The following is a 23,174-nucleotide window of genomic DNA, read 5'->3' on the forward strand; positions in this document are numbered from 1 at the left end:
CTGTGCTTTTTAAGTGAATGAACTTCCTTATCAACTTATATAGAAACGTTGACAAGGAAGTCTTTGTTATGTGTGAATACTCATTATTTTACGCGAGGACGAATATTCCACCTGGATTTAAAGGCGATAGAATTATCTTCATTCTTGTTTGCCGAATTACCTTCGAGGTTAGGGTTGGCATCAAGAGTGCCTTGAAATATGGGGAAATATTCATGTCCCTTATAGTAATATTGGAATGATGAAGCGGTGGCGGTTTCAGCGGTGAGTTCTTCGGTCGACGCTTTGCCGTCGAGCTTATAATAGCCATGCTCAATCAGTTGGTCCAGACGATCCTGGCTGTAAAAAAATCCCCATCGGAGCAAGTCGATCCCCCGTCCGTTTTCGCACCCGAACTCTTTCGGACGCTCCACATTGGCGATTTGTTCGAAGAGAGCGTCAGCAGTGGGGAAATCGGAAAGTTGAAGGTCTTTGAGTGCCACGCGGCGACGTACTTCGTTGATATAATTAATCGCCGTTTGGGTGGGACCATTGATCTCATTCTCGCATTCTGCAGCACGCAGCAGGACATCGCTATAACGCATGAGTCGCAAGTTGACGCCACAATGCAATCCGTTGGTAATGGTACTGTAGATATTATTTCTCGCATTGGTGAACTTCGCGATGGAAATACCACCTTGTGCATTGTTCGACAGGGGAGTCCTGATGATTTCAGTTTGATATACAATGTTACAGCGCGGATCTCCATTCGGATAGGCTGCCGTTTTCAGGCCGGTATAGCTGTTGTATTCCTCTTCGTAAGTAACCAGTGTCCAGTATAAACGGGGATCGAGAAAGCCATCTGTGCAGGTTTCTTTTCTGAACAGGTTGTACAACCAGGGCGAGCCGGCCAGGTCGCCCCAACTGCCCAGCTCCTGGGAAGCGTAGTTGCTTTCCACGGCGTGCCCTTGGGTTGCCTGGGAACTGATGTTTACCGGGGTCCACTCTTCGTCCGTACCTCCTGTGCCATAATCCATGAACTGCACTTCGAAGAGGCTTTCCGGGTTATTCTCGTAGGCGGCTCCTTCCCTGAAATTGTCGCCAAAATCGGCTGTAAGCGCATAACGTCCGTATTTGCCGGCGATGATGTCTTTCAATATCTGATAGGCTTCCTCGAATTTATGACGGAACATGAGCGCGCGGGCCATATATCCGGCAGCGGCACCGCATGTGGCACGGCCTTGCGCCCATTCACCCCCTTTGTCGCGTGAGGGAAGCATTGCCATCGCCTGGGAAAGGTCGATCTCTATCTGGTCAAATATCTCGTCCTGGGTATTGTTGGACGCATACATGGTGTTGATGTCGGAGTAGGACGCGTAATCTGTGATCAGCGGCACGGTCTGATAATAGGTCGACAAGTGGTAATATGCCAGGCCTCTGAGGAAGAGGGCCTGTCCGGCGATCTGATTGCGGGATTCTTCCGACATCTTGACTCCATCCACTTTCGACAATACGAAGTTGGTGCGGTTTACCACATGATACCAGTCACGCCATATCCATTGGTCGCCTATCCCGATGGTACCCGGTGAATTGAGGTTATCGTACTCCAAATACCATTGTTGGGATGAATTCCAAACTTCATCGCCGCGTACAGCATCCATCGTGTAACCCACCCGTGCAAATGTGCCTTCAAGGCGAATACGGTTATAACATGCGATGACAGCCTCATTGAGCTCCGACTCCGAATCGCCAAAATCATAAGTTGTCTGATTGTTCGGGTTTACAACATTGAGTGCGTCGTTGCAGGCAGCTAAGCCCCCGATAAGCAACCATATTATAAAGATTATATTCAAATGTCTCATATCAATAGCGTATTTAAATTATTGATTTAGAATGAAAAGTTTACACCAAACATAAATGTCCGTGGAGTCGGGTACGAAGAATAGTTGTAACCAGGCGTAAATGTGCCTCCGGCAAAGTCCGCGTTGTACCCCGTGTAGTTGCTCAGTGTGGCCAGGTTTTGGGCCGACACATATAGACGGACACTGTTCACATAGTTATTGAACCATCTGTCAGAGAAGTTATAACCCAGTGAGATGTTGGCAATTTTCAAATAGGCTCCATTTTGCAGGAAACGCCCGCTGAACATGTCGTTGGTGATTGAACCGGTAGATTTGTATGCCACGCGGGGCACATTGGTATTTGTGTTCTCCGGTGTCCAGGCGTTCAACAGCGCAACGTTCTTATTGAGTATGCCATAAGAGCTGCGCAAGGTGACGTCTACAAAATCAACCACCTTAAAACCTGCAGCTCCATAAGTGGCTATGCTCAGGTCAAAACCTTTCCATTCAAGGCGCGCGTTCAACCCAAAATGAACCTTTGGTATACCACTACCCAGATAGGCTTGGTCTTCGTTGGTGATCTCGCCATCGTTGTTGAGATCGGCATAGGCCACGTCTCCCGGTTGTGCCCCGGGTTGGTTGATATACAGGCCCTCCGCATTGACACGGTTGTCAATCTCCGCCTGCGACTGGAAGATACCTTCGTACACATAACCATAGAATGAACCTACTTCACGGCCTACCTCCGTGCGGCTGTAGCCATCGGTGCGCGGTTCTCCTGAAACACCCAGTTTCGTCACCTTGTTCTTGAGGGTGGAGAAGTTGGCGGTAACATCATACTTAAAAGCATTCCGACGATTGCGATACGTAACCAGGAACTCAAGACCGGAGTTTTCCATTGTAGCCGCGTTCATTGTCACCGTTTCGTTGGTGGCGCCCGCATTGGCCGGCACTGCCACACTGTAAAGCAGGTCTTCCGAGGTTGACTTGTACCAGTCGAATGTGAACTCCAACTGGTTGTTGAACATACCCAGATCGAAGCCGAAATCGAGCATCTTCTTCTTCTCCCACCGGATAGCCGTATTCACATAGTTTGAGATAGCTGATCCGGTGACCTTATTATTTCCAAAGCTATAAGTGTAGTTTCCTCTCGCCATGATATCCATATACTGGTATTCGCCTATGTTTTCGTTACCAAGCTCACCGTAGCTGCCGCGAAGCTTTAACAGGTTGATTAACGATGGATTTACGTTGAAGAAGTTTTCACGTTCGATACGCCAACCTGCCGATACCGAAGGAAACCAACCCCAACGGTCATCTGAAGATAGACGACTTGAACCATCACGGCGAACGGTTGCCGACAGGAGGTATTTCTCATCGAAATCGTAATTGATACGGCCAATATAGGATGCCAGCACGTGCTCACTTTCATAGGTTCCGGCGGCAGTCTCCTCAGCATTATTCACTTGCAAATAATAGGGCTCAGGCAGGTTAACCCCCTTGCCTGTGAGCGTGTGGTAGCGTTCGCGCTGGAAAGTCTGACCCACGACCATATTGATGTGATTGCGTCCAAAATTGCCATCGTAGTTGAGCAGGTTTTCAACCAGCGCGTCGCTGTAATTACGATAGCCCTGCGACAGAGTCTCATTGCTCTTCGACAAATAGTTCGTCGTGCTCTGGATAAATGCAGGCACAAAGGTAAAATCCTTTGCATATGTCTTGCTATATGACAAGTTGAGCTTGTAATCAAGCTTGTGATTTTTGCTCTCACGGCCCATCATCTCAATAAGATCCACATTTGCCGAACCTGAAGCGACAATGCGGTCAACCACAGCGTTTCTTTTCAAAAGACTATTGGTGAGTAAAACGTTGGTCACACGCAAATCGCCATGCACATCTTCATAATAGGTGCCAAAACCATAAGAGTCATAGGTGTATTGTGAAGCACCGGCAATCTTGTCGTCAAGCACCCAGGTCGACTCATCATAGGCCTTGATGGATGGAGGTAAAAGCAGAGCCGACGCCATCACGGGGAATTGCGCGCCATATAGCCCCTGCACGTACTCGTTGGCGTTGCTGAGCGCCATATTATCCTGATCGCTGTGGCTATACACCACATTCGTTTGGAATTTGACGAACTTAACATCCATGGTATTGTTCAGGCGGGCCGTGTAACGTTCGAAGTTTGGGCCGGCGCCTACCATCGTCCCTTCCTGGTTATAGTAATCGAGGCCGATGTTGTACGTATTGTTGGCGCCACCTCCCGAAATGTTGATATTGTGATTCTGTCGAATACCGGATTTGAACGCCTCATCAAACCAATTGGTGTTCACCACACTGGGATCAACATACTTTTCACTTACGGGATTATAGCCGGCAGGAACATCCATGCCACTATTGCCGTATGCCATGTTGACGTACTCTCCATATTGGTAGGCGTCCATCACATCATATACGCCACTCCTCACCCGGTCAACGCCAAAATAACCGCTGTAATCTATCTTCGCCTTCTTGTCCTTGGCGCCTTGCTTTGTGGTGATGATCACTACGCCATTGGCGGCACGTGAACCGTAAATCGCCGCGGCGGAAGCATCCTTGAGCACCTGGAGTGTTTCGATATCATTGGGAGAGAAGTCGCGGATGGTTGTTCCCATGGGCACACCATCTACCACGTAAAGCGGGGCAGTGCTTCCAAACGAACCGACCCCCCGGATACGTACCATAGGATCGGCACCCGGTTGACCATCAGAAGTTATTTGCACACCGGCAACCTTTCCCTCAAGCATCGTGGAGATGTTTGAGTGCGATACTTTCTTCAGCTCATCCGTATTGACAACAGCCACTGAACCGGTAAGGTCGACCTTACGCTGCGTGCCGTAACCGATCACCACTACCTGGTCGAGTTCTGTTAAATCTGACACCAACATGATGGCTCCGAGTTCCGTTTTCCCTCCAACGGATATTTCAACATTTTTGTATCCCACAAAAGATACTACCAACATGGCATCCGAAGGTACGGAAAGAGAAAAATTGCCATCATAATCGGTAACGGTACCGATGGCAGTACCTTTCTGTTGCACGGTCGCACCCGGAAGCGGGTCCCCATATTCGTCAACAACTTTACCTTTCACCGTTATCTCGCCGGCTTGCGTTATCAGTACCTGTCCGGCATTGCCGTTACCTTCTGCATAGGTAACCGGCGTAAAAGCCAGTAATCCTATCAGTATAAAAAATAGATATTTCATATGATTAAAACTTTTATTTTTTCACAGTGATTATTCTACAATTACGACGTAAGCCCCCTCGATGACGAGCGCGCAATTCAAGTCACTACTGTCAACTGTAATGCCCTCATACTTCTGGAAATGGGTCTCGCCGTTCACGTAAGTGACATTATAAAGCACATCGGCGGTATTGTCCCCTTTGTTGGTGACGGTGATGACCACCCTGGAGCCGTTTATGCTTGATGCGAACGTATCAAAATTCCAGTCAGACGCAAGGGTAGCTGTATCATAACCGCTGCCCCATCCGAAGTGATCCATACGAACCACGGCATATTCAGTCTTGTCGGCTTTGCGGAGAAGGGTACATGGGCTGTGCCAATTATTAAGGTTGTTGGAGTAGCAATACATGGTCAGGGTCTTGCTCTCACCCGATGCAACGGCATAGTCCTCAGAGAATTCTTCCCACCACGGGGTAGAAAAGTCGTTATAACCCACCTGGGCTATCCCCTTGACAAGTGTTACCGGGCAAGTGGTCGTTACCGTGCTTGTGGCTCCGGTGTAAGAAATAACGGCACCTTGAGAACCTTCAACTGCCGGGATCTCATCGAACTCCAGCGTTGAGTTGGCCACGACACCGGTTGTACCGTCGGAATAGGTGGCTGTAACTACCAGACCCTTCGTGTTGAACAATATCGGGTCACTGCCAAAGAAATAATATTGGGTTATGTTTGGCATAGTAGTAATTTCCAGACTTATCACGGGATTAGTTACTTCCAGGGTATAGAAAGTTGATACAGCCGGACCATAAGCTCCTTGCTTCGTCTTGCTGTAAGAGACAATAACGGTCTTCTTTCCAAGGGTAGACATGTCAGGTATCACCGTAAACGATATCTCTCCGGCACCCACCTGCTCGGAAGATCCGTCGGCATAAGTGACCGTTGCCGTCGCATCACCCCAGAAATCCTCATCACCGAATTCAACAAATTCAGGAGTACCTGCCACCGTAATTGAAACCGGCGCGACATCTTCCACAACAGTAATTTTCGAAGGTGTGAGGTAAGCTTCCTTCATCTCAAAATAGCTGCCGTCACAAACTAAGAAAGCTACGATATCCTTAGCCGCGGAAACCGGTTGCTGGTAAGTCATTTCCAGTTCTGTTCCATTTGTTCCGATTGCCGTGGCCGTCACAAACACATTCCCGGTAGCCGAATGATCAATTTCCAGAGTAACTTTAGCTCCTTGCATGGTAATGCGGAAGTCATTCCAGATATCACCATTTCCATCGGTGTCGGGATAGTTGTGGGAAATCATGGCGGCATCCCAGGCATACCCCTCGTCAACCATTTTTCCACCCCATCCATAGGCATCGGAACGAAGGACAAAGTATTCCTTGTAGCCGCTGGCATCACGGTCTGCCACCTCGTTGGTGACGGCGAGATTCCAGTTGTTCCAGTTGTTGATGCCGGAAGAGTGGTTTACAAACTCCAAATGCAATCGTTTGTTTGAAGGAATGGTAAAGTAATCAGAGAATGCAGACCACCAGGCAGCACTGTTATCTTCAGCACCGATAATCGGCGTGGCAATGTCGACGTAGATAGTATCTCCTGTGGACTGTTTGGCCTTTTCGGCCGCAATTGAATCGATTCTGTTCTGTAGGTCTGAGGGTGCATTGATGGAGTAATTCTCCAATTTTTCGCACCTCACTAAGCCAAATGCTGCCAATAGTGCCAGTACTGCCACGTAGAAGGTGCTCCTCATTAATTTAGCTGTTTTCATACGATTAAAATTATTAATTATATTTTTCACTGATTTTCGATATCTATTTTTACATGATTAAAAAACAGACTTTGAATTGCTGCAAAGATTTGAATAATTATGTTAACAATGGTGGACAAAAAAATCAATAAGGTGGAGAAATGAGCACTCCCCTCCCCATAACCTCTCTTTTGTCCACCATCTATGTTCATTTCTCTACCTCCCTGTTATAAATTGTCATTTTATTTGTAGATAAATAATAATAGCAAATATTATGAAGAAAAATTATTGTCGACTGCGATCCTATTATTTTATTATTACAGTTTCCATATCACTGTTATTGTTCTCCTGCAAACAAAAGCAATCATTCACCGTGACGGAGAAAATGCCGAACCCGTGGGCCGATAACTATATCCCCGTCTCTTCCATGGAACATTATAAAGAATGGGGCGCATACAATGTGCATGATCCGGCGATTAAAAAATTTGGCGATTATTACTATATCTATTCCACCGACGCGATTTTTGCGGAAGATAAAAAAGTGGCTGCAGAAAAAAATGTCCCTCTTGGATATATCCAGGTCAGGAGGTCGAAAGACCTCGTCCATTGGGAATTTGTAGGATGGGCATTTCCTGAAATCCCGCAAGAGGCGGTTGACTGGGTACATGCCAATAATTCAGGACAGGGAGCTACCAACATCTGGGCGCCTTATGTAATGAAAAAGGGTGATACATACAGGCTTTACTTCAGCGTGTCGGCATTCGGTAAAAAGACCTCCTGGATTGGCCTTGCGGAGTCTGATTCACCCGAAGGGCCCTGGGAGCAAAAAGGAGCAGTGGTGAAAACCAACGACAATACCCCCATGAATGCCATCGATCCGAGTGTGATTGAAGATGTAGACAACGGAAAGATATGGATGCACTACGGCTCATTTTTCGGAGGGTTGTATTGCGTTGAGCTCGATCCGGAAACAGGATTGACCATGGAAAAAGACAATCTGGGCCATCTGATAGCCCGACGGGCCAATTACCGGAAAGATAACCTTGAAGCGCCGGAAATCATTTATAATCCCGAACTGAAGAAGTACTTTCTTTTTGTATCGTACGATCCTTTGATGACTACCTACAACATCCGCGTGGGGCGGTCAGACAAACCTGAAGGTCCCTTTTACGACTATTTCGGGAAAAATCTGAATGACACCGTCAATAACTATCCTATCATAATAGCACCCTATCAATTCAACAATCATCCCGGATGGGCAGGAACAGGTCATTGCGGGGTGGTTGTCACAGATGCCGGAAGATACTTCATGGCCCATCAGGGGCGTCTGTCGCCACACAATCATCTGATGGTACTGCATGTCAGGGAACTTTTTTTCACACCTGACGGATGGCCGGTTGCTTCCCCCCAAAGATTCGCGGGTAACGAAAAGCGAAAAGTGGACAGGGAAATGGTTACAGGCAACTGGGAGTTGATCCGGATCATGGAACCCAAATACGAACGACAGCTTGAGGCAGGCCAGATAATGTGGGGAGAGGGAAGTTTAAAAGAGGAAGAATGGAACTATTCATTCCTTCTACAACTGAAGGATGACGGGAGCACCAATGACAATGGCTCGTGGAGTCTCAACGAAAAAAATCAGTCTGTCACATTGAAAATCGGCCAGGAGACCATCCGTGATTTATTCATCTTTCCGGGACACGACTGGGAAAACCAGGCACGGACAATACTGCTTACCGGGCTGGATGACAGGGGCCGCTCGGTATGGGGTAAACGAATAGAATAAAAATCTTTATGTCACAAAGAGAAATAATATCCTTTCTGGAGCAACCGATCGTATTTCTCCTTGTTGAATTTGTAATAGAATGCACCACGCTTTGAGTTTGACTTATCTTTGTCATCCTGTTTTTCAAGGATATCCATTTCCAGTATTTTTTTTCGGAAATTGCGCTTATCGAGCGAATTCTGATAAATGGCTTCGTACAGGGATTGCAATTGGGGCAAGGTGAACTTTTCGGGGAGCAGGTTGAATCCTAATGGCTGTGTGGCTGCTTTTCTCCTCAGTATGGCAATGGTATCCTCCAGCATTTGATTATGATCGAAGATCAATTTGCCTACCTTATCCAGCTCCTCCCAACGGGCATTGTGTATTTTACACAGTTCATCATCGAATAACTCAAGGTTAATGAGGGCATAATAAGCAATCGAGACAACGCGTTCCCCTTCGTCACGGTGAATATTTCCATATGTGCCTACCTGTTCCATATATACATCTTTAATGCCGGTATATTCATATAATACGCGCGAGACTGTTTCTTCCAGATCTTCGTCCGATCGCAAAAATCCCCCCATCAGGGTATCCTGGTTTTTCAATGGTTCGAATTTACGTTTCGAGACTAATAAATACAATTTTCCCTTTGTGAAACCCAATATGATACAATCAACCGATAGTAAAAATTTCTCTTGTTCTATATAAAACGGTGCCATTCAGAATATTTTTTGCGCAAAGGTACAATATATTTCACCAATCTCCGGTATCGGAATAGATGTAATACCCTCTCAAATGTTCATTCTGCAAAAATCATCCCGATATAATAACCTTAGTATTAGGTTAAAATAAATATTATCCGTTTTATGTTTTTAAACATATAAAAATAAGTGTCTAATACTACACTTATTATTAATTTTGCCACAGTAATTACGGAAAACTGTTTTTAACGCCAACAATAGTATTTTATCGTCATGAAGAAATTATTGACTCTAATATTAATGACTTGCCTTTTTCAGCACATTTCTGCCAATGATTTCATTATAGTGAGCCCGGATAGGAATTTGCAGGTCATGATTTTTCTGAAAGAGGGAGCTTTGAATTACAATGTAAGCTATAAAGGAAAAGCCATTCTGGAAGATTCACCTTTGGGTATGGTCACCAACGTAAGCGATTTCAGTCGGGACCTGGTATTTGTAGAGAAAAAGGAACAGGTTGTCAACAAGACATATAATGAGCCTAAGATAAAGCAAAGCCATGTGGAATATCGGGCTAATGAAGTGGTCGCCACCTATCAGACACCACAAGGGGAAAAGATCACTATCACGTTTCATGTCGGCAACAATGATATCGCGTTCAAATACACGTTAGCACAGAACGGAGAGACAGCCCGATGCATCGTTGAAAAGGAGTTGACCGGATTCAAATTTCCGCAGCAGACAACCACGTTTCTCACGCCGCAGGCCACGCCGATGATCGGTTGGATGCGAACCAAACCCAGCTACGAGGAGGAATATGTACCCGACGAGCCGGTCGGTACACCTTCCAAATACGGTGTAGGATATACTTTCCCCGGATTATTCCATGTGGGTGATAACGGCTGGGCGCTGGTTTCAGAGACCGGTGTCGGGAGCCTATACTGCGGGTCAAAATTAAGCGAAGGCAGCAAAGAGGGTCTTTACACCATTGCCTTTCCTGAAGAAGGTGAAAACAACGGTATTGGCAGCGCTTTTCCGGCGATTCCCTTACCGGGAGAAACACCGTGGCGGACCATTACCGTGGGGGACAACCTGAAACCGATTGTGGAGACCACTATCGCATTCGATGTAGTGGAACCGTTGTATGCACCTTCAATGGATTACCAGTTCGGACGTTCTACCTGGAGCTGGTTACTTTGGCAAGATGGGAGTATCAATTATGAGGACCAGAAAACGTTTATTGACCTCTCTGCAGAATTAGGATATGAGTTGGTATTGATAGATAATTGGTGGGATAGCCGCATTGGTCGTGAAAAGATAAAAGAGTTGGCACAGTATGCCGCTTCTAAAAATGTGGGTATCTGCCTGTGGTATAACTCAAACGGTTCCTGGAGCGATGCGCCACAGGGACCGAAAAACCGCATGAACACTTCCGTATCACGGAAAAAAGAGATGGCTTGGCTGAAAAGCATTGGAGCGAAAGGGATAAAGGTGGATTTCTTTGGCGGTGACAAACAGGAGACCATGAAATTATATGAAGATATACTGTCGGATGCCAACGATTATGGCCTGGCAGTGATCTTCCACGGTTGTACACTTCCTCGCGGATGGGAACGGATGTATCCGAACTTTGCGGGAAGTGAGGCAGTACTTGCCTCCGAAAACCTGATCTTCACCCAACACGCCAATGGCACTGAAGCTTACAACGCCACATTACATCCGTTTATCCGGAACAGCGTGGCATCCATGGACTTTGGCCCCGTTTTGCTGAATAAGCGCCACAACCGGAATAACGACGGTGGAACCGAACGCAAGACCACAGAGATATTCCAGTTAGCTACCGCCGTACTGTTCCAGACCCCTGTGCAGAATTTCGGTATTACCCCAAATAACCTGACCGAATTTCCCTCGTTCGTTATTGATTTTATGAAAGATATCCCCACTCTATGGGATGAGACAGTGTTTATCGACGGCTATCCCGGAAAATATGTCGTGTTGGCTCGTCGTCATGGTAAACAATGGTACGTGGCAGCTATCAATGCCGAAAAAGAAACCAGGAGACTGAAAGTGAAACTACCCATGTTCTCCGACACAAAAGTTGATAAGTATTCCGATAAAAAAGACCGTTCCCCACAGCTGGAGCAGGTGAACATCAAGAAGACCGGGGAAATCATTTTGGAGATGGAACCCGGTGGCGGAGTGATTTTGAAAACAATAAGATAAACATAACGATAAAAATCAGAGATTTATGAAATCAAAAAGAACATTCCAAGTAGCACTGCTACTGCTTACCGTTAGTATATCTGTTTCGGCACAAAACCGGTTGATCATCGAGGCCGACCGTGGACAAAACACCATTAACAGGCATATCTACGGCCATTTCTCCGAACATCTGGGACGCTGTATTTACGGCGGCTATTGGGTAGGCGAAGAGTCATCTGTGCCCAACACCCGTGGTATCCGCAACGATGTGGTCCAGGCCTTGAAAGATATCAGCATTCCCAACCTGCGTTGGCCGGGCGGTTGCTTTGCCGATGAATATCACTGGATGGACGGTATCGGTCCGCGCGAAAATCGCCCTAAAATGATCAATACCCATTGGGGTGGCGTTGTGGAAGACAACAGCTTTGGAACACATGAATTCCTTGACTTGTGCGAACAACTCAACGCGGAACCTTATATCAGCGGTAATGTGGGCAGTGGTACCGTAGAGGAAATGTCGAAGTGGATCGAATATATCACCTTCGACGGAGAAAGCCCAATGACCAATCTGCGGAAGCAGAACGGACGTGAAAAACCCTGGAAAGTGAAATTCTGGGGCGTCGGTAACGAGAGCTGGGGTTGCGGAGGTAATATGACTCCCGACTATTATTCCGACCTGTATCGCCATTATGCCACTTATTGCCGTAATTATGGCGACAATCGCCTTTATAAAATTGCCTGTGGCGCCAATGAAGCGGACTATAACTGGACAGAGACTGTGATGAAAAACGCAGGCCGTCACATGCAGGGGTTGTCTCTGCATTACTACACTGTGCCCCGAAGCTGGAACGACAAAGGATCAGCTATCAATTTCGATGAAAAAGAATATTTCACCACTATCGAAAAAACATTGTTCATGGAAGAACTGGTCACCAAGCATTCTGCCATCATGGATCGCTACGACCCACAAAAAAGAGTGGGGATGATTATCGATGAATGGGGCACCTGGTATAATGTGGAGCCCGGCACCAACCCCGGGTTCCTTTACCAGCAAAACACCTTGCGCGATGCCATCGTGGCGGGTATCAATCTGAATATCTTCAACAACCACAGCGACCGGGTACAGATGGCCAATCTGGCACAGACGGTGAACGTGCTTCAGGCTGTGATACTTACCGACGAGGAGAAGATGATACTTACCCCTACCTATTGGGTGTTCCATCTCTATAAGGTCCATCAGGATGCGACGCTTCTGCCTATCTCCTTTATCGGCAACAAGTACCGTCAAGGTGACAGGGAGATAGACGCGGTAAGCGTTTCCGCTTCGAAAGACGCCAGCGGTAAAATTCATATCACGCTGGTAAATGCCGACCCGAATAATGAACAACGCATCGCTACCCAGTTAGCCGGTGCATCGGTGAAGAAGGTGAGCGGCAAAATGGTCACTTCTGCCAAAATCAATGATTACAATAGCTTTGAACAACCGTCCAAGGTAACAGTGAGCGACTTCAAAGGGGCTTCACTTTCCAATGGCGCCCTTTCGATAGTCTTGCCTCCGAAGTCGGTGGTGATGGTTGAACTACAGTAATGTATACAACTAAAGACGAAGACATTTAGATATTTTGTGGGGATCCATAGCTCGTAATGAGCGTAAAAAGAGTTGTTAGCGAAGCGACTTCAACTCTTTTAGCGAATACGAGTGACAATGGGTCACAAAATATCGCCAGTCGGAGGATTTAGTTGTATAGATACCTTTCGTGAAACTTAAAGAAAATTCAATTTTCAATCACTTATTACAATGAATATAGAAGAATTGAAACAGCAGGTATTCCAGGCTAATCTGGATCTGGTGAAACACGGTCTGGTGATCTTTACCTGGGGAAATGTAAGCGGTATTGACCGGGAAAAAGGCTTGGTGGTGATCAAACCCTCCGGAGTGTCGTACGACGACATGAAAGCGGAAGATATGGTAGTCGTGGACCTGGAGGGCAATATGGTGGAAGGCAACCTGAAACCTTCGTCAGATACGCCTACCCATCTGGAATTATACAAAGCATTCTCTTCCATAGGCGGGATAGTACATACCCATTCAACCTACGCTACCGCATGGGCACAGGCGGGATGCGATATTCCCAACATCGGCACTACCCATGCCGATTACTTCAGCGGGGATATCCCCTGCACACGAGATATGACCGAAGCAGAGGTGAAAGGCGAGTATGAAAAAGAGACCGGTACCGTCATTATCGAACGTTTCAGTGAACTCAATCCTGCCCATGTCCCCGGTGTGTTGGTGAAAAACCACGGTCCTTTCTCATGGGGAAAAGATCCGCATGAGGCAGTTCATAATGCCGTGGTAATGGAACAGGTGGCAAAAATGGCTTTCATCGCCTATCAGGTCAACCCGAACCTCACCATGAACGATTTGCTCATCCAAAAGCATTTTTTCAGGAAACATGGTCCCGGCGCGTATTACGGACAGAAATAATGTTTCAGAATTAAAAATTAAAAATTAAGAATTAAGAACTTATAATTTATAACTCATAAACGTTCAATATTATGCAATTCAAAGATCAGGAAGTATGGTTTGTCACAGGAGCGCAACTCCTGTATGGAGGCGATGCGGTAGTAACCGTAAACGCCCATTCGGAAGAAATGGTCAAGGGACTGAATGATGCGGGGCTGCTCCCCGTAAAGGTGGTTTATAAAGGAACGGCCAATTCAGCGCCCGAAGTGGAAAAAGTATTCAAGGAAGCCAATACCGACGCGAAATGCATCGGTGTGATCACCTGGATGCACACCTTCTCTCCCGCCAAAATGTGGATCAGGGGGCTGATGAATTACAAAAAACCGTTGCTGCACCTGCATACCCAATTCAACAAGGAGATACCTTGGAACGAGATCGACATGGATTTCATGAACCTGAACCAATCCGCGCACGGCGACCGTGAGTTCGGACATATCACAAGCCGTTTACGTATGCCCCGAAAAGTAGTGGTCGGGCATTGGAAGGAAGAGGAAACGCAGCAGAAAATCGCATCATGGATGCGTGTTTGTGCCGGCTGGGCAGATGCACAAGGGATGTTGATCATTCGTTTTGGCGATAATATGAACAATGTTGCCGTAACGGATGGTGATAAGGTAGAAGCGGAAATCCGTCTGGGATACCATGTCGACAATGCACCTATCGCCACATTGGTTCCGTATGTGGAAGCGGTTACCGATGCTGAAATAGACGCACTTGTCGCTGAATATGGGCAACTCTACGATTTTGCTGAAGACTGTAAAAAAGGTGCAGAGAAACATCAGTTTGTGCGTGATGCCGCAGCACAGGAAATAGGTTTGCGCCGTTTCCTCCAGGACAAGGGAGCCAAAGGCTTTACCACCAGCTTCAACGAGCTGGAAGGCATGAAACAGTTGATGGGATTCGCTTCTCAACGTTTGATGGCCGAAGGTTACGGATTTGGCGCGGAAGGCGACTGGAAAACCGCAGCCCTTGTACGTACCATGTGGGTAATGGGTCAGGGGTTACCCGGTGGACAATCGTTCCTTGAAGATTACACCTTGAATTTCGATGGGGCAAACAGTGCCATACTGCAATCCCACATGCTGGAGATCAATCCTGATATTACAGGAACAAAACCGCGCATTGAAGTCCACTTCCTTGGAATAGGCGATGCCCGCACCTGTGCCCGTCTGGTATTCCAGGCACATGAAGGCGAAGGGATAGCCGCCACCATCGTGGATATGGGCAACCGTTTCCGTATGATCGTCAATGAAGTAGAAGTAAAGAAACCCCAAGAGCTACCTAAATTACCGGTGGCCTGCGCTTTATGGAAACCAATGCCCGATCTGGAGATTGGAGCAGGTGCGTGGATACTGGCAGGAGGAACCCACCACACCAGTTTTTCTTTTTCGGTGACTACCGAGATGTTGGAAGATTACGCTGAAATTGCGGACATCGAATTGCTGATCATCGACAAGGATACCACTATCCGTAATTTCCGTCAGGAGCTACGCAATAACGAAGTCTATTATATGCTAAACAAAGCATTGAAATAATTATCCAATGTGCCAATAAATCAATATGCCAATTAAGAGTACATGTATTCATTGGCACATTGGCATATTGCCATATTAATACATTGAAAACATGAAATACGTTATAGGATTAGATTACGGTACCGACTCATGTCGTGCCATAATCGCTGACGCGCTGAGCGGTAAAGAAATATCCACCGCCGTGAAATATTATCCGCGTTGGAAAGAAGGGAAATATTGTGATCCGAAAACCAACCGTTATCGCCAGCATCCGCTCGACTATACCGAGGTGTTGGAAGAAAGCATCCGGGAAGCTTTGGCGAAAGCTCCCGCAGGAACAGCGGAAAGTGTGGTGGGGATGGCTTTCGATACCACAGGATCCACTCCTGTGCTGATCGACAAAGACGGAAATCCATTGGCTTTACGGCCTGAGTTCGCCGAAAACCCCAATGCGATGTTCGTACTCTGGAAAGACCATACATCCATCAGGGAAGCGGCTGAAATAAACGAACTGGCAAAGAAATGGGAAATCGATTATACCGCTTATGAAGGAGGGATCTATTCATCCGAATGGGTATGGGCCAAAATGCTGCATATCCTTCGTGAAGACGGGCAGATACGGAAAGCGGCCTATTCATGGGCTGAACACTGTGACTGGATGCCTGCCTTGATTACCGGGAATTCCAAACCCGAAACTATGCCGAGAAGTCGTTGTGCCGCAGGACATAAAGCGATGTGGCATACTTCGTGGGACGGTCTGCCTTCCGAAGAATTCCTCACCACGCTGGATCCGCTGCTTGCCGGCTTCCGCTCCCGTTTGTATAGGGAAACCCACCCAAGCAATACAAAAGTGGGATATCTGACTCCCGAATGGGCTGAACGGTTGGGGTTGACGACCAAAGTGGCCGTGGCCGTGGGCGCGTTCGACTGCCACATGGGCGCTGTGGGAGCACAAATCAAACCGGGGGATTTTGTACGGGTGATCGGTACATCTACCTGCGATATTATGGCTGTGCCTTATGAAGAGATCGGCGACAAGCTGATACCGGGCATCTGCGGACAGGTGGACGGTTCGGTGATTCCCGGGATGATCGGACTGGAAGCCGGACAATCGGGCTTCGGTGATATTTACGCCTGGTTCAAACGGGTGTTGGAATGGCCCCTTACACAGCTCGTTTCGAAATCGAACCTGCTGGATATGGAAAACAAAGAGAAGCTGATTACGGAAATTACAGAAGCGATCATCCCAGAGCTAACGAAAGAAGCTGAAAAAATTCCGGTTAGAGAAAGTACCCTTATCGCCACCGACTGGATGAACGGACGTCGTACACCCGACGCCAACCAACTGCTGACCGGATCCATTTGCGGACTGACATTGGGAAGCACCGCCCCTCTAATTTTCAGGGCACTGGCAGAAGCTACGGCTTACGGTTCCAAAGCGATTGTCGACCGTTTTCAGGAAAGTGGAATCGAGATCAAGGAAGTGATCGGTATAGGCGGCATCTCGTTGAAATCGCCTTTCGTGATGCAAACATTATCCGATGTGCTAGGAATGCCGATCAAAGTGGCAAAGACCGAGCAGGCATGCGCCTTCGGAGCCGCCATGTTCGCTGCCGTCGTGGCAGGTGTGCATGAGAAAGTGGAGGATGCCCAGGATGCCATGGGGCAGGGATTTGCTTTTAAATACCATCCCAACGGCGAAAATCACGCTGCATACATGGAGTTATACAAGAAGTACCAACAGATTGGTGAATTCACAGAAAAAACAACTATCTAAACAATCATTGTATGAATTGGAATGCACATGAATTTATTTGGCTGGACTGGATAATTATCTTTGTTGGCGTTGCGGCCGTAGCATGGGCCGTATGGCGTTCCATACAAAAAGATAAACGTTTGCAACAGGGTCCCGACAGTGAAGACTATCTGTTTGGAAAAGGAGAACCATGGTATATTATCGGCGCGGCGATCTTTGCTGCCAATATCGGTTCGGAACACCTGGTGGGACTTGCCGGCACCGGCGCAAAGGCAGGAGTAGGTATGGCCCACTGGGAAATGCAGGGATGGATGATACTCATCCTGGGGTGGCTTTTCGTGCCCTTCTACCAATTATTGAATATCAAGATGGGGAAAATCATTACCATGCCCGATTTCCTGAAATACCGCTATACGCCTGCCACCGGCTCCTGGCTCTCTATCATCACGTTGATCGCTTACGTGCTGACCAAAGTGAGTGTCACGGCATTCACCGGCGGCATCTTTATGGAGAGTCTTCTCGGACTACCTTTCTGGTACGGAGCGATCGGTTTGATTGTGTTGACAGGTATCTTTACCGTCCTGGGAGGCATGAAGGGAGTGATGACGCTGTCGGCGATTCAAACACCTATACTAATCCTCGGCTCATTTCTTGTGTTATTTCTGGGATTATCGGCACTCGGAGGCGGCAGTATCGCCGAAGGGTGGACCGCAATGCTGGAGCATGCCAAAACACTGAATGTGGGTGAGGATGGCGTTGCCTATGGTACCCACCATATGTTCCACTTCAACACGGGAGACCCGTTATATGATGATTATCCCGGGTTCTGGGTGTTTATCGGAGCATCCATCATCGGTTTCTGGTATTGGTGTACCGACCAGCATATCGTTCAACGTGTGTTGGGACAACGCAAAGGTGAATCACCCGACGTGGTAATGAAACGCGCACGCAGAGGAACCATTGCTGCCGGTTACTTCAAGTTATTGCCGGTATTCATGTTTTTGATACCGGGTATGGTTGCCGCCGCATTGGCCGCCCGTCCCGAGAGCGGTTTCGCTTTGAACGATCCCGACACCGCCTTTGGCTCCATGGTGAAGTTTGTACTGCCTGCCGGAGTAAAGGGTATTGTCACCATCGGTTTTATATCGGCGCTGGTCGCATCCCTGGCGGCTTTCTTCAATTCCTGTGCCACGCTCTTTACAGAAGACTTCTACAAGCCGATGTTCAAAAACAAAAGTGAAGCCACTTATGTGCTGGTAGGCCGTGTCGCGACAATCGTGGTTGTGATCCTGGGTATTATCTGGATACCCATCATGATGAGCCTTGGCAGCCTCTACGATTATCTGCAAGGAATTCAATCGCTACTCGCTCCGGCGATGGTGGCTGTATTCGCACTCGGGATATTTTCCAAGAGGATCACTCCAAAAGCGGGTGAGGCCGGGATGATAGTAGGCTTTATCATCGGTATGATACGCCTGTTGACCAATATCTTTACCAATACAGGTAAAGATGTGATGACAGGATGGTTCTGGGAAAACACCACATGGTTCTGGCAAACCAACTGGCTTATCTTCGAGGTGTGGCTGCTTGTCTTTATCATGGTGATGATGGTTATAGTATCCTTCTTCACTCCCAAGCCTACAGCCAAGCAGATTGAAGCCATCACCTTTACCGGCGATTACAAGGCGCTTATCAGAAAGAGCTGGAACAAATGGGATGTGATCGCTTCCCTCGGCGTAGTGGCGCTTTGTGCATTGTTCTATATCTATTTCTGGTAAAATTATTTCTAATTTCTGAATTTGGAGTATATGCAACTAAAGCATCCGACTGACGATATTTTGTGACCCATCTTAGATCGCTTTCACTAAAAGAGTAGAAGTCGCTTCGCTAACTACTCTTTTTACGCTCATAGCGATCCATGGGTCCCCACAAAATATCTAAAAGTCTCCGCTTTAGTTGCATATATAATTTAAGAAAATCAAATTATTTATAAACTATTGTGCAATGATGGCAATTGAGAAAAAAAGTAAAGTAGTGAAAATATTTTTTTCCCTGACCATACTCATATTCAATACTCTTTTCCTAAAAGCCAATGAACCCGATTCGGCCTATCTTTTCGCCTATGGGGATGAAAACGGAGGTGGTTTGCATTTTGCATGGAGTATCGACCAGGAGAACTGGCATGCTATCGGCAATAATCACCCCTTTCTGAGATCCGACTACGGCAGGTGGGGATCGCAAAAAAAAATGTACGATCCATTCCTGCTCCGGGCACCTGATGGACAATGGCACTCGGTCTGGAGCCTGAACAATGAGGATGGAGCCATCGCCCATGCCGTCTCTTCCGACCTGGTATATTGGAAGCCGCAATCTTATCCGGTATTAATGCCGCATGGGAACTGCCTGAGACCAGAGATTTCTTATAATTCTCAGAAAAAAGAATTCTGTATCCTCTGGTTCAGCGATAAAGCCGATCAGGGACTGTTTCATAGTTTTACCGGCGATTTCAAGCATTATTCACCTGCGGTAAAAAAAGATCAATACAAAAGTGACGGAAAGAATGTTTCCTCCGGCAGAATAGATGTTCCCATCGCGGGGAAGAGTCAGACCGGTACGCTCCATCGTGTCTCATGGACTGTCATCGACGGTCTTATCCAGGCGCAAAGGACGGCCGCTTATAAGCAGATGCTGAATGCGGAAAGAGTGGAGATAGATCCCGGCCAGTTCAAGGAACCCGTCACTATTTCCATTACACCGGACATCCAAAGAAAGAAATCGATCAGTGACCTGTTGATCGGTATCTTCTATGAGGATATTAACTATGGGGCCGACGGAGGTTTATATGCCGAACTGATTCAAAACCGTGGTTTCGAATATGCCTTGAGTGATAAGGAAGGCCGGGATAAGAATTGGAACAATCGTACCGCCTGGTCAGTAATCAATGCGGACACTTTTTTAATCGATACAGTCTCCCCTATCCACGCCAACAATAGGCATTATGCTGTCTTACAGATTGAGAAAACCGGAACGGCACTCGTTAATGAAGGATTTAACGGCATTTCGGTGAAGGCAGGAGAAAAATATGATCTCTCCCTGTTTGCCCGCAGTCCCGAGAAAACAAAAGGCCGGATTGTAGTACGGCTTACCGGAAAAAACGGGGAAATATATGGTGAAGCCACTACACCTGTAATCGGTACTGAATGGAAGAAACAGGAAGCCGTGATTACGGCAACCCGTACCGCAGACGACGCCCGCCTCGAAGTGATACCGCAACAGACAGGCCGGGTGGACCTGGATATGGTCTCCCTTTTCCCGCAGAAAACATTCAAAGGTCGCAAAAACGGGTTAAGGGCCGATCTGGCGGAAGCGCTGGCCAACCTGAAACCCCGCTTCATGCGTTTCCCGGGTGGGTGCGTGGCGCATGGCGACGGAATCGGAAATATCTACCGTTGGGAGAATACCATCGGGCCGTTGGAAGCACGGAAACCGCAACGTAATCTCTGGGGATATCATCAGTCGTTCGGACTGGGTTATTTTGAATATTTCCAGTTCTGCGAAGATATCGGCGCCGAACCCATCCCGGTGGTAGCAGCCGGCGTTCCCTGCCAGAACTCCGCACACCACGGATGTATGATCGGCGGGCAGCAAGGCGGCATTCCTTTGGAAGGGATGGATGAATATATCCAATCTGTTCTTAACCTGATCGAATATGCCAACGGCGATGCAAAATCGGAATGGGGTCGGAAAAGGGCAGAAGTAGGTCATCCCAAGCCTTTCAACCTGAAATATATCGGCGTAGGGAATGAAGATCTGATCTCTGATGTGTTTGTGGAGAGGTTTACAATGATATACAATGCCATAAAGGCTCAATATCCGGAAATAACCGTGATCGGCACAGCCGGTCCCTTTAGCGAAGGGTCGGATTATGTGGAAGGCTGGAATCTGGCTACCGAACTGGGTGTTACCCTGATCGACGAACATTATTACCAGCCGCCCGGATGGTATCTTAACAATCAGGATTATTACGACAGGTACGACCGCTCGAAAGCCAAAGTCTATCTGGGAGAGTACGCGACACATGTCCCGGGCCGACATAACAACCTTGAAACGGCACTCTGCGAAGCATTGCACCTGATCAATATTGAACGGAACGGAGATATAGTGGAGATGACCTCCTATGCTCCATTGCTGGCAAAAGAAGGATTCACGCAATGGAATCCCGATCTCATCTATTTCAACAACACGGAGGTGAAACTGACCGTCGGCTATTATGTGCAGAAATTGTTCGGACACCATTCCGGAAATGAATACATACCCGGTAATATCGACTGTTCGGATAATCGGGAAGATATCAGAAAACGGGTTGCGTCTTCTTTTGTAATAGATACCCGGACCAATGATTTGATCATCAAACTGGTGAATTTATTGCCTGTCCCCATTTCTTCTTCCATCGACCTGTCGGACATAAAGATAGCCGACAGCCAGTCACACTTGACAGTAATGAAAGGTAAACCGGACGATAAAACTGTCAGACCCGAAGAATCAAAACTGAACGTTTCCGGGCAACTCGAATATGAATTGCCGGCTTATTCTTTTTCGATAATTCGTATAAAGACGAATATATAGATTATCAAACAGAAATGTATTTCTTGCCGATAAAAGATAAATCATTGAATGACTAATTTGTTACTCATATCTGCAAGATTTTTCTACCGTCTGCATCCTCAATTAATTATAACTTTGTAATATGGATAAACAAAAACTAACACTACTACTCTCTTTCGTTTACTTACTCGGCACCCTGATTTCCTGTAAACCAGCCAAATCCGGACCCAAGGAAAAAGAGATGGCAGCCTACCTGCTTGTCTATTTCACCGATCCTACCCACAGCCTTTTTATGGCGTTAAGTCCCGATGGATACACATTTACGGATGTGAACAACGGCCATCCGGTGATTGGAGGCGACACTATCGCCACACAAAAGGGCATTCGTGATCCCCATATTACAAGAGGTCCCGACGGTGCATTCTATCTGGCAATGACCGACCTGCATATCTTTGCTCAACGAGAGGGCTATCGTACAACACAATGGGAACGCGACGGGGATCTCCACGGGTGGGGCAATAACCGCGGTTTTGTACTGATGAAATCATACGACCTGATCAACTGGACACGTAGCAGTGTATTGGTAGAGGAACAGTTCCCGCATCTGAACGTTTCCTGCGCATGGGCGCCACAAACCATCTACGACGCAGTAGAAGGGAAGATGATGCTTTATTTTACCATGCGGCTCGATGGCGGCAAGACAAAAATGTATTACGCTTATACCGATGATGATTTTACAAAACTCGTTTCGGAACCGAAGTTAATTTTTGAGTATCCCGATCCGGAAATTCAAGTGCTGGATGCTGATATAACCGCCTTGCCTGACGGACGGTTCGTCATGACCTATGTCGCCCAGGAAGGGCCGGCAGGAATTAAGATGGCCGTTTCGGATAAAATCAACAGCGGCTATGTCTATCAACCCGATCAGATCGATTTTGAACCGGCTTCCTGCGAAGCACCGAATGTATGGAAACGTATTGGCGAAGATAAATGGGTGTTGATGTATGATATATTCAGCATCAATCCGCATAATTTCGGATTTGCCGAAACATCCGATTTCGTGAACTTCACTCATCTGGGACATTTTAATGAAGGGCAAATGAAAACGACCAACTTCAGTTCGCCCAAGCATGGTGCGGTGATCCAGGTTTCCAAAGAGGAAGCACAAAGGCTGGCTGCCCATTGGGATTTGCAAATAGAGTTTTGATAAAAATATTAATTTAAGTTTTGCAAGTCGTATGATTGCAACTAAAGCTTCCGTCTGACGATATTTTGTGCCCCATTACAGCTCTTGTTCACTAAAAGAGT

At 47.1% G+C, this 23,174-nt stretch carries 12 protein-coding genes and 1 pseudogene; 9 read left to right on the top strand and 4 right to left on the bottom strand.

Annotated features, from left to right (window positions below):
• Positions 1-83: 83 nt before the first annotated feature.
• From ABV001_RS02360 to ABV001_RS02370, 3 genes are read right to left on the bottom strand one after another with little or no spacing between them, the layout of a single operon-like run.
• Positions 84-1,838, bottom strand: a complete 1,755-nt coding sequence (locus ABV001_RS02360) for a RagB/SusD family nutrient uptake outer membrane protein (RefSeq protein ID WP_352421335.1) — start codon at positions 1,836-1,838, stop codon at positions 84-86.
• Positions 1,839-1,864: 26 nt separating this feature from the next.
• A complete protein-coding gene (locus ABV001_RS02365) occupies positions 1,865-5,062 on the bottom strand; it encodes a SusC/RagA family TonB-linked outer membrane protein (protein ID WP_352421336.1) in 3,198 nt (1,065 codons plus the stop codon).
• Positions 5,063-5,092: 30 nt separating this feature from the next.
• Complete coding sequence (locus tag ABV001_RS02370; protein ID WP_352421337.1) at positions 5,093-6,817, bottom strand: hypothetical protein; 1,725 nt, start codon at positions 6,815-6,817, stop codon at positions 5,093-5,095.
• Positions 6,818-7,070: 253 nt separating this feature from the next.
• On the opposite strand from ABV001_RS02370, the gene ABV001_RS02375 reads away from it, so the two are divergent.
• Positions 7,071-8,582 carry an arabinan endo-1,5-alpha-L-arabinosidase gene (locus ABV001_RS02375; protein ID WP_502929822.1) on the top strand — a complete coding sequence of 504 codons (1,512 nt, stop codon included), beginning with the start codon at positions 7,071-7,073 and terminating at the stop codon, positions 8,580-8,582.
• Between the two features lie 11 nt (positions 8,583-8,593).
• Here ABV001_RS02375 and ABV001_RS02380 read toward each other — a convergent pair whose 3' ends face one another.
• Positions 8,594-9,283 carry an NUDIX hydrolase gene (locus ABV001_RS02380; RefSeq protein WP_352421338.1) on the bottom strand — a complete coding sequence of 230 codons (690 nt, stop codon included), beginning with the start codon at positions 9,281-9,283 and terminating at the stop codon, positions 8,594-8,596.
• A gap of 255 nt (positions 9,284-9,538) precedes the next feature.
• Here ABV001_RS02380 and ABV001_RS02385 point away from each other — a divergent pair, with 255 nt between their 5' ends.
• The 8 genes and pseudogenes from ABV001_RS02385 to ABV001_RS02420 all read left to right on the top strand — a co-directional run.
• Positions 9,539-11,485 (top strand): glycoside hydrolase family 97 protein, encoded by a 1,947-nt coding sequence (locus ABV001_RS02385; protein ID WP_502929823.1) that lies wholly within the window; start codon positions 9,539-9,541, stop codon positions 11,483-11,485.
• A gap of 25 nt (positions 11,486-11,510) precedes the next feature.
• Entirely contained in the window at positions 11,511-13,052 is a 1,542-nt protein-coding gene (locus ABV001_RS02390; protein ID WP_352421340.1) for an alpha-N-arabinofuranosidase, read from the top strand.
• Positions 13,053-13,262: 210 nt separating this feature from the next.
• The gene (gene araD / locus ABV001_RS02395) at positions 13,263-13,952 is read left to right on the top strand and encodes an L-ribulose-5-phosphate 4-epimerase (RefSeq protein ID WP_352421341.1); all 690 of its coding nucleotides are present in this window, start codon (positions 13,263-13,265) and stop codon (positions 13,950-13,952) included.
• A gap of 71 nt (positions 13,953-14,023) precedes the next feature.
• The gene (araA, locus tag ABV001_RS02400) at positions 14,024-15,526 is read left to right on the top strand and encodes an L-arabinose isomerase (RefSeq protein WP_352421342.1); all 1,503 of its coding nucleotides are present in this window, start codon (positions 14,024-14,026) and stop codon (positions 15,524-15,526) included.
• A 91-nt stretch (positions 15,527-15,617) separates the two neighbouring features.
• Positions 15,618-17,282, top strand: coding sequence for a ribulokinase (locus tag ABV001_RS02405; RefSeq protein WP_352421343.1), 1,665 nt, complete (start codon positions 15,618-15,620; stop codon positions 17,280-17,282).
• Between the two features lie 11 nt (positions 17,283-17,293).
• On the top strand, positions 17,294-19,039 hold the full coding sequence (locus tag ABV001_RS02410) for a sodium:solute symporter (protein WP_352421344.1): 1,746 nt from the start codon (positions 17,294-17,296) through the stop codon (positions 19,037-19,039).
• Positions 19,040-19,265: 226 nt separating this feature from the next.
• Entirely contained in the window at positions 19,266-21,887 is a 2,622-nt protein-coding gene (locus tag ABV001_RS02415) for an alpha-L-arabinofuranosidase family protein (protein ID WP_352421345.1), read from the top strand.
• 205 nt (positions 21,888-22,092) lie between these two features.
• Positions 22,093-23,073 (top strand): annotated as a pseudogene (locus tag ABV001_RS02420) (glycoside hydrolase family 43 protein); the annotation flags it as partial.
• Positions 23,074-23,174: the final 101 nt, after the last annotated feature.

The organism is Proteiniphilum sp., from assembly GCF_040307845.1.
In the GTDB taxonomy this organism is placed as follows: domain Bacteria; phylum Bacteroidota; class Bacteroidia; order Bacteroidales; family Dysgonomonadaceae; genus Proteiniphilum.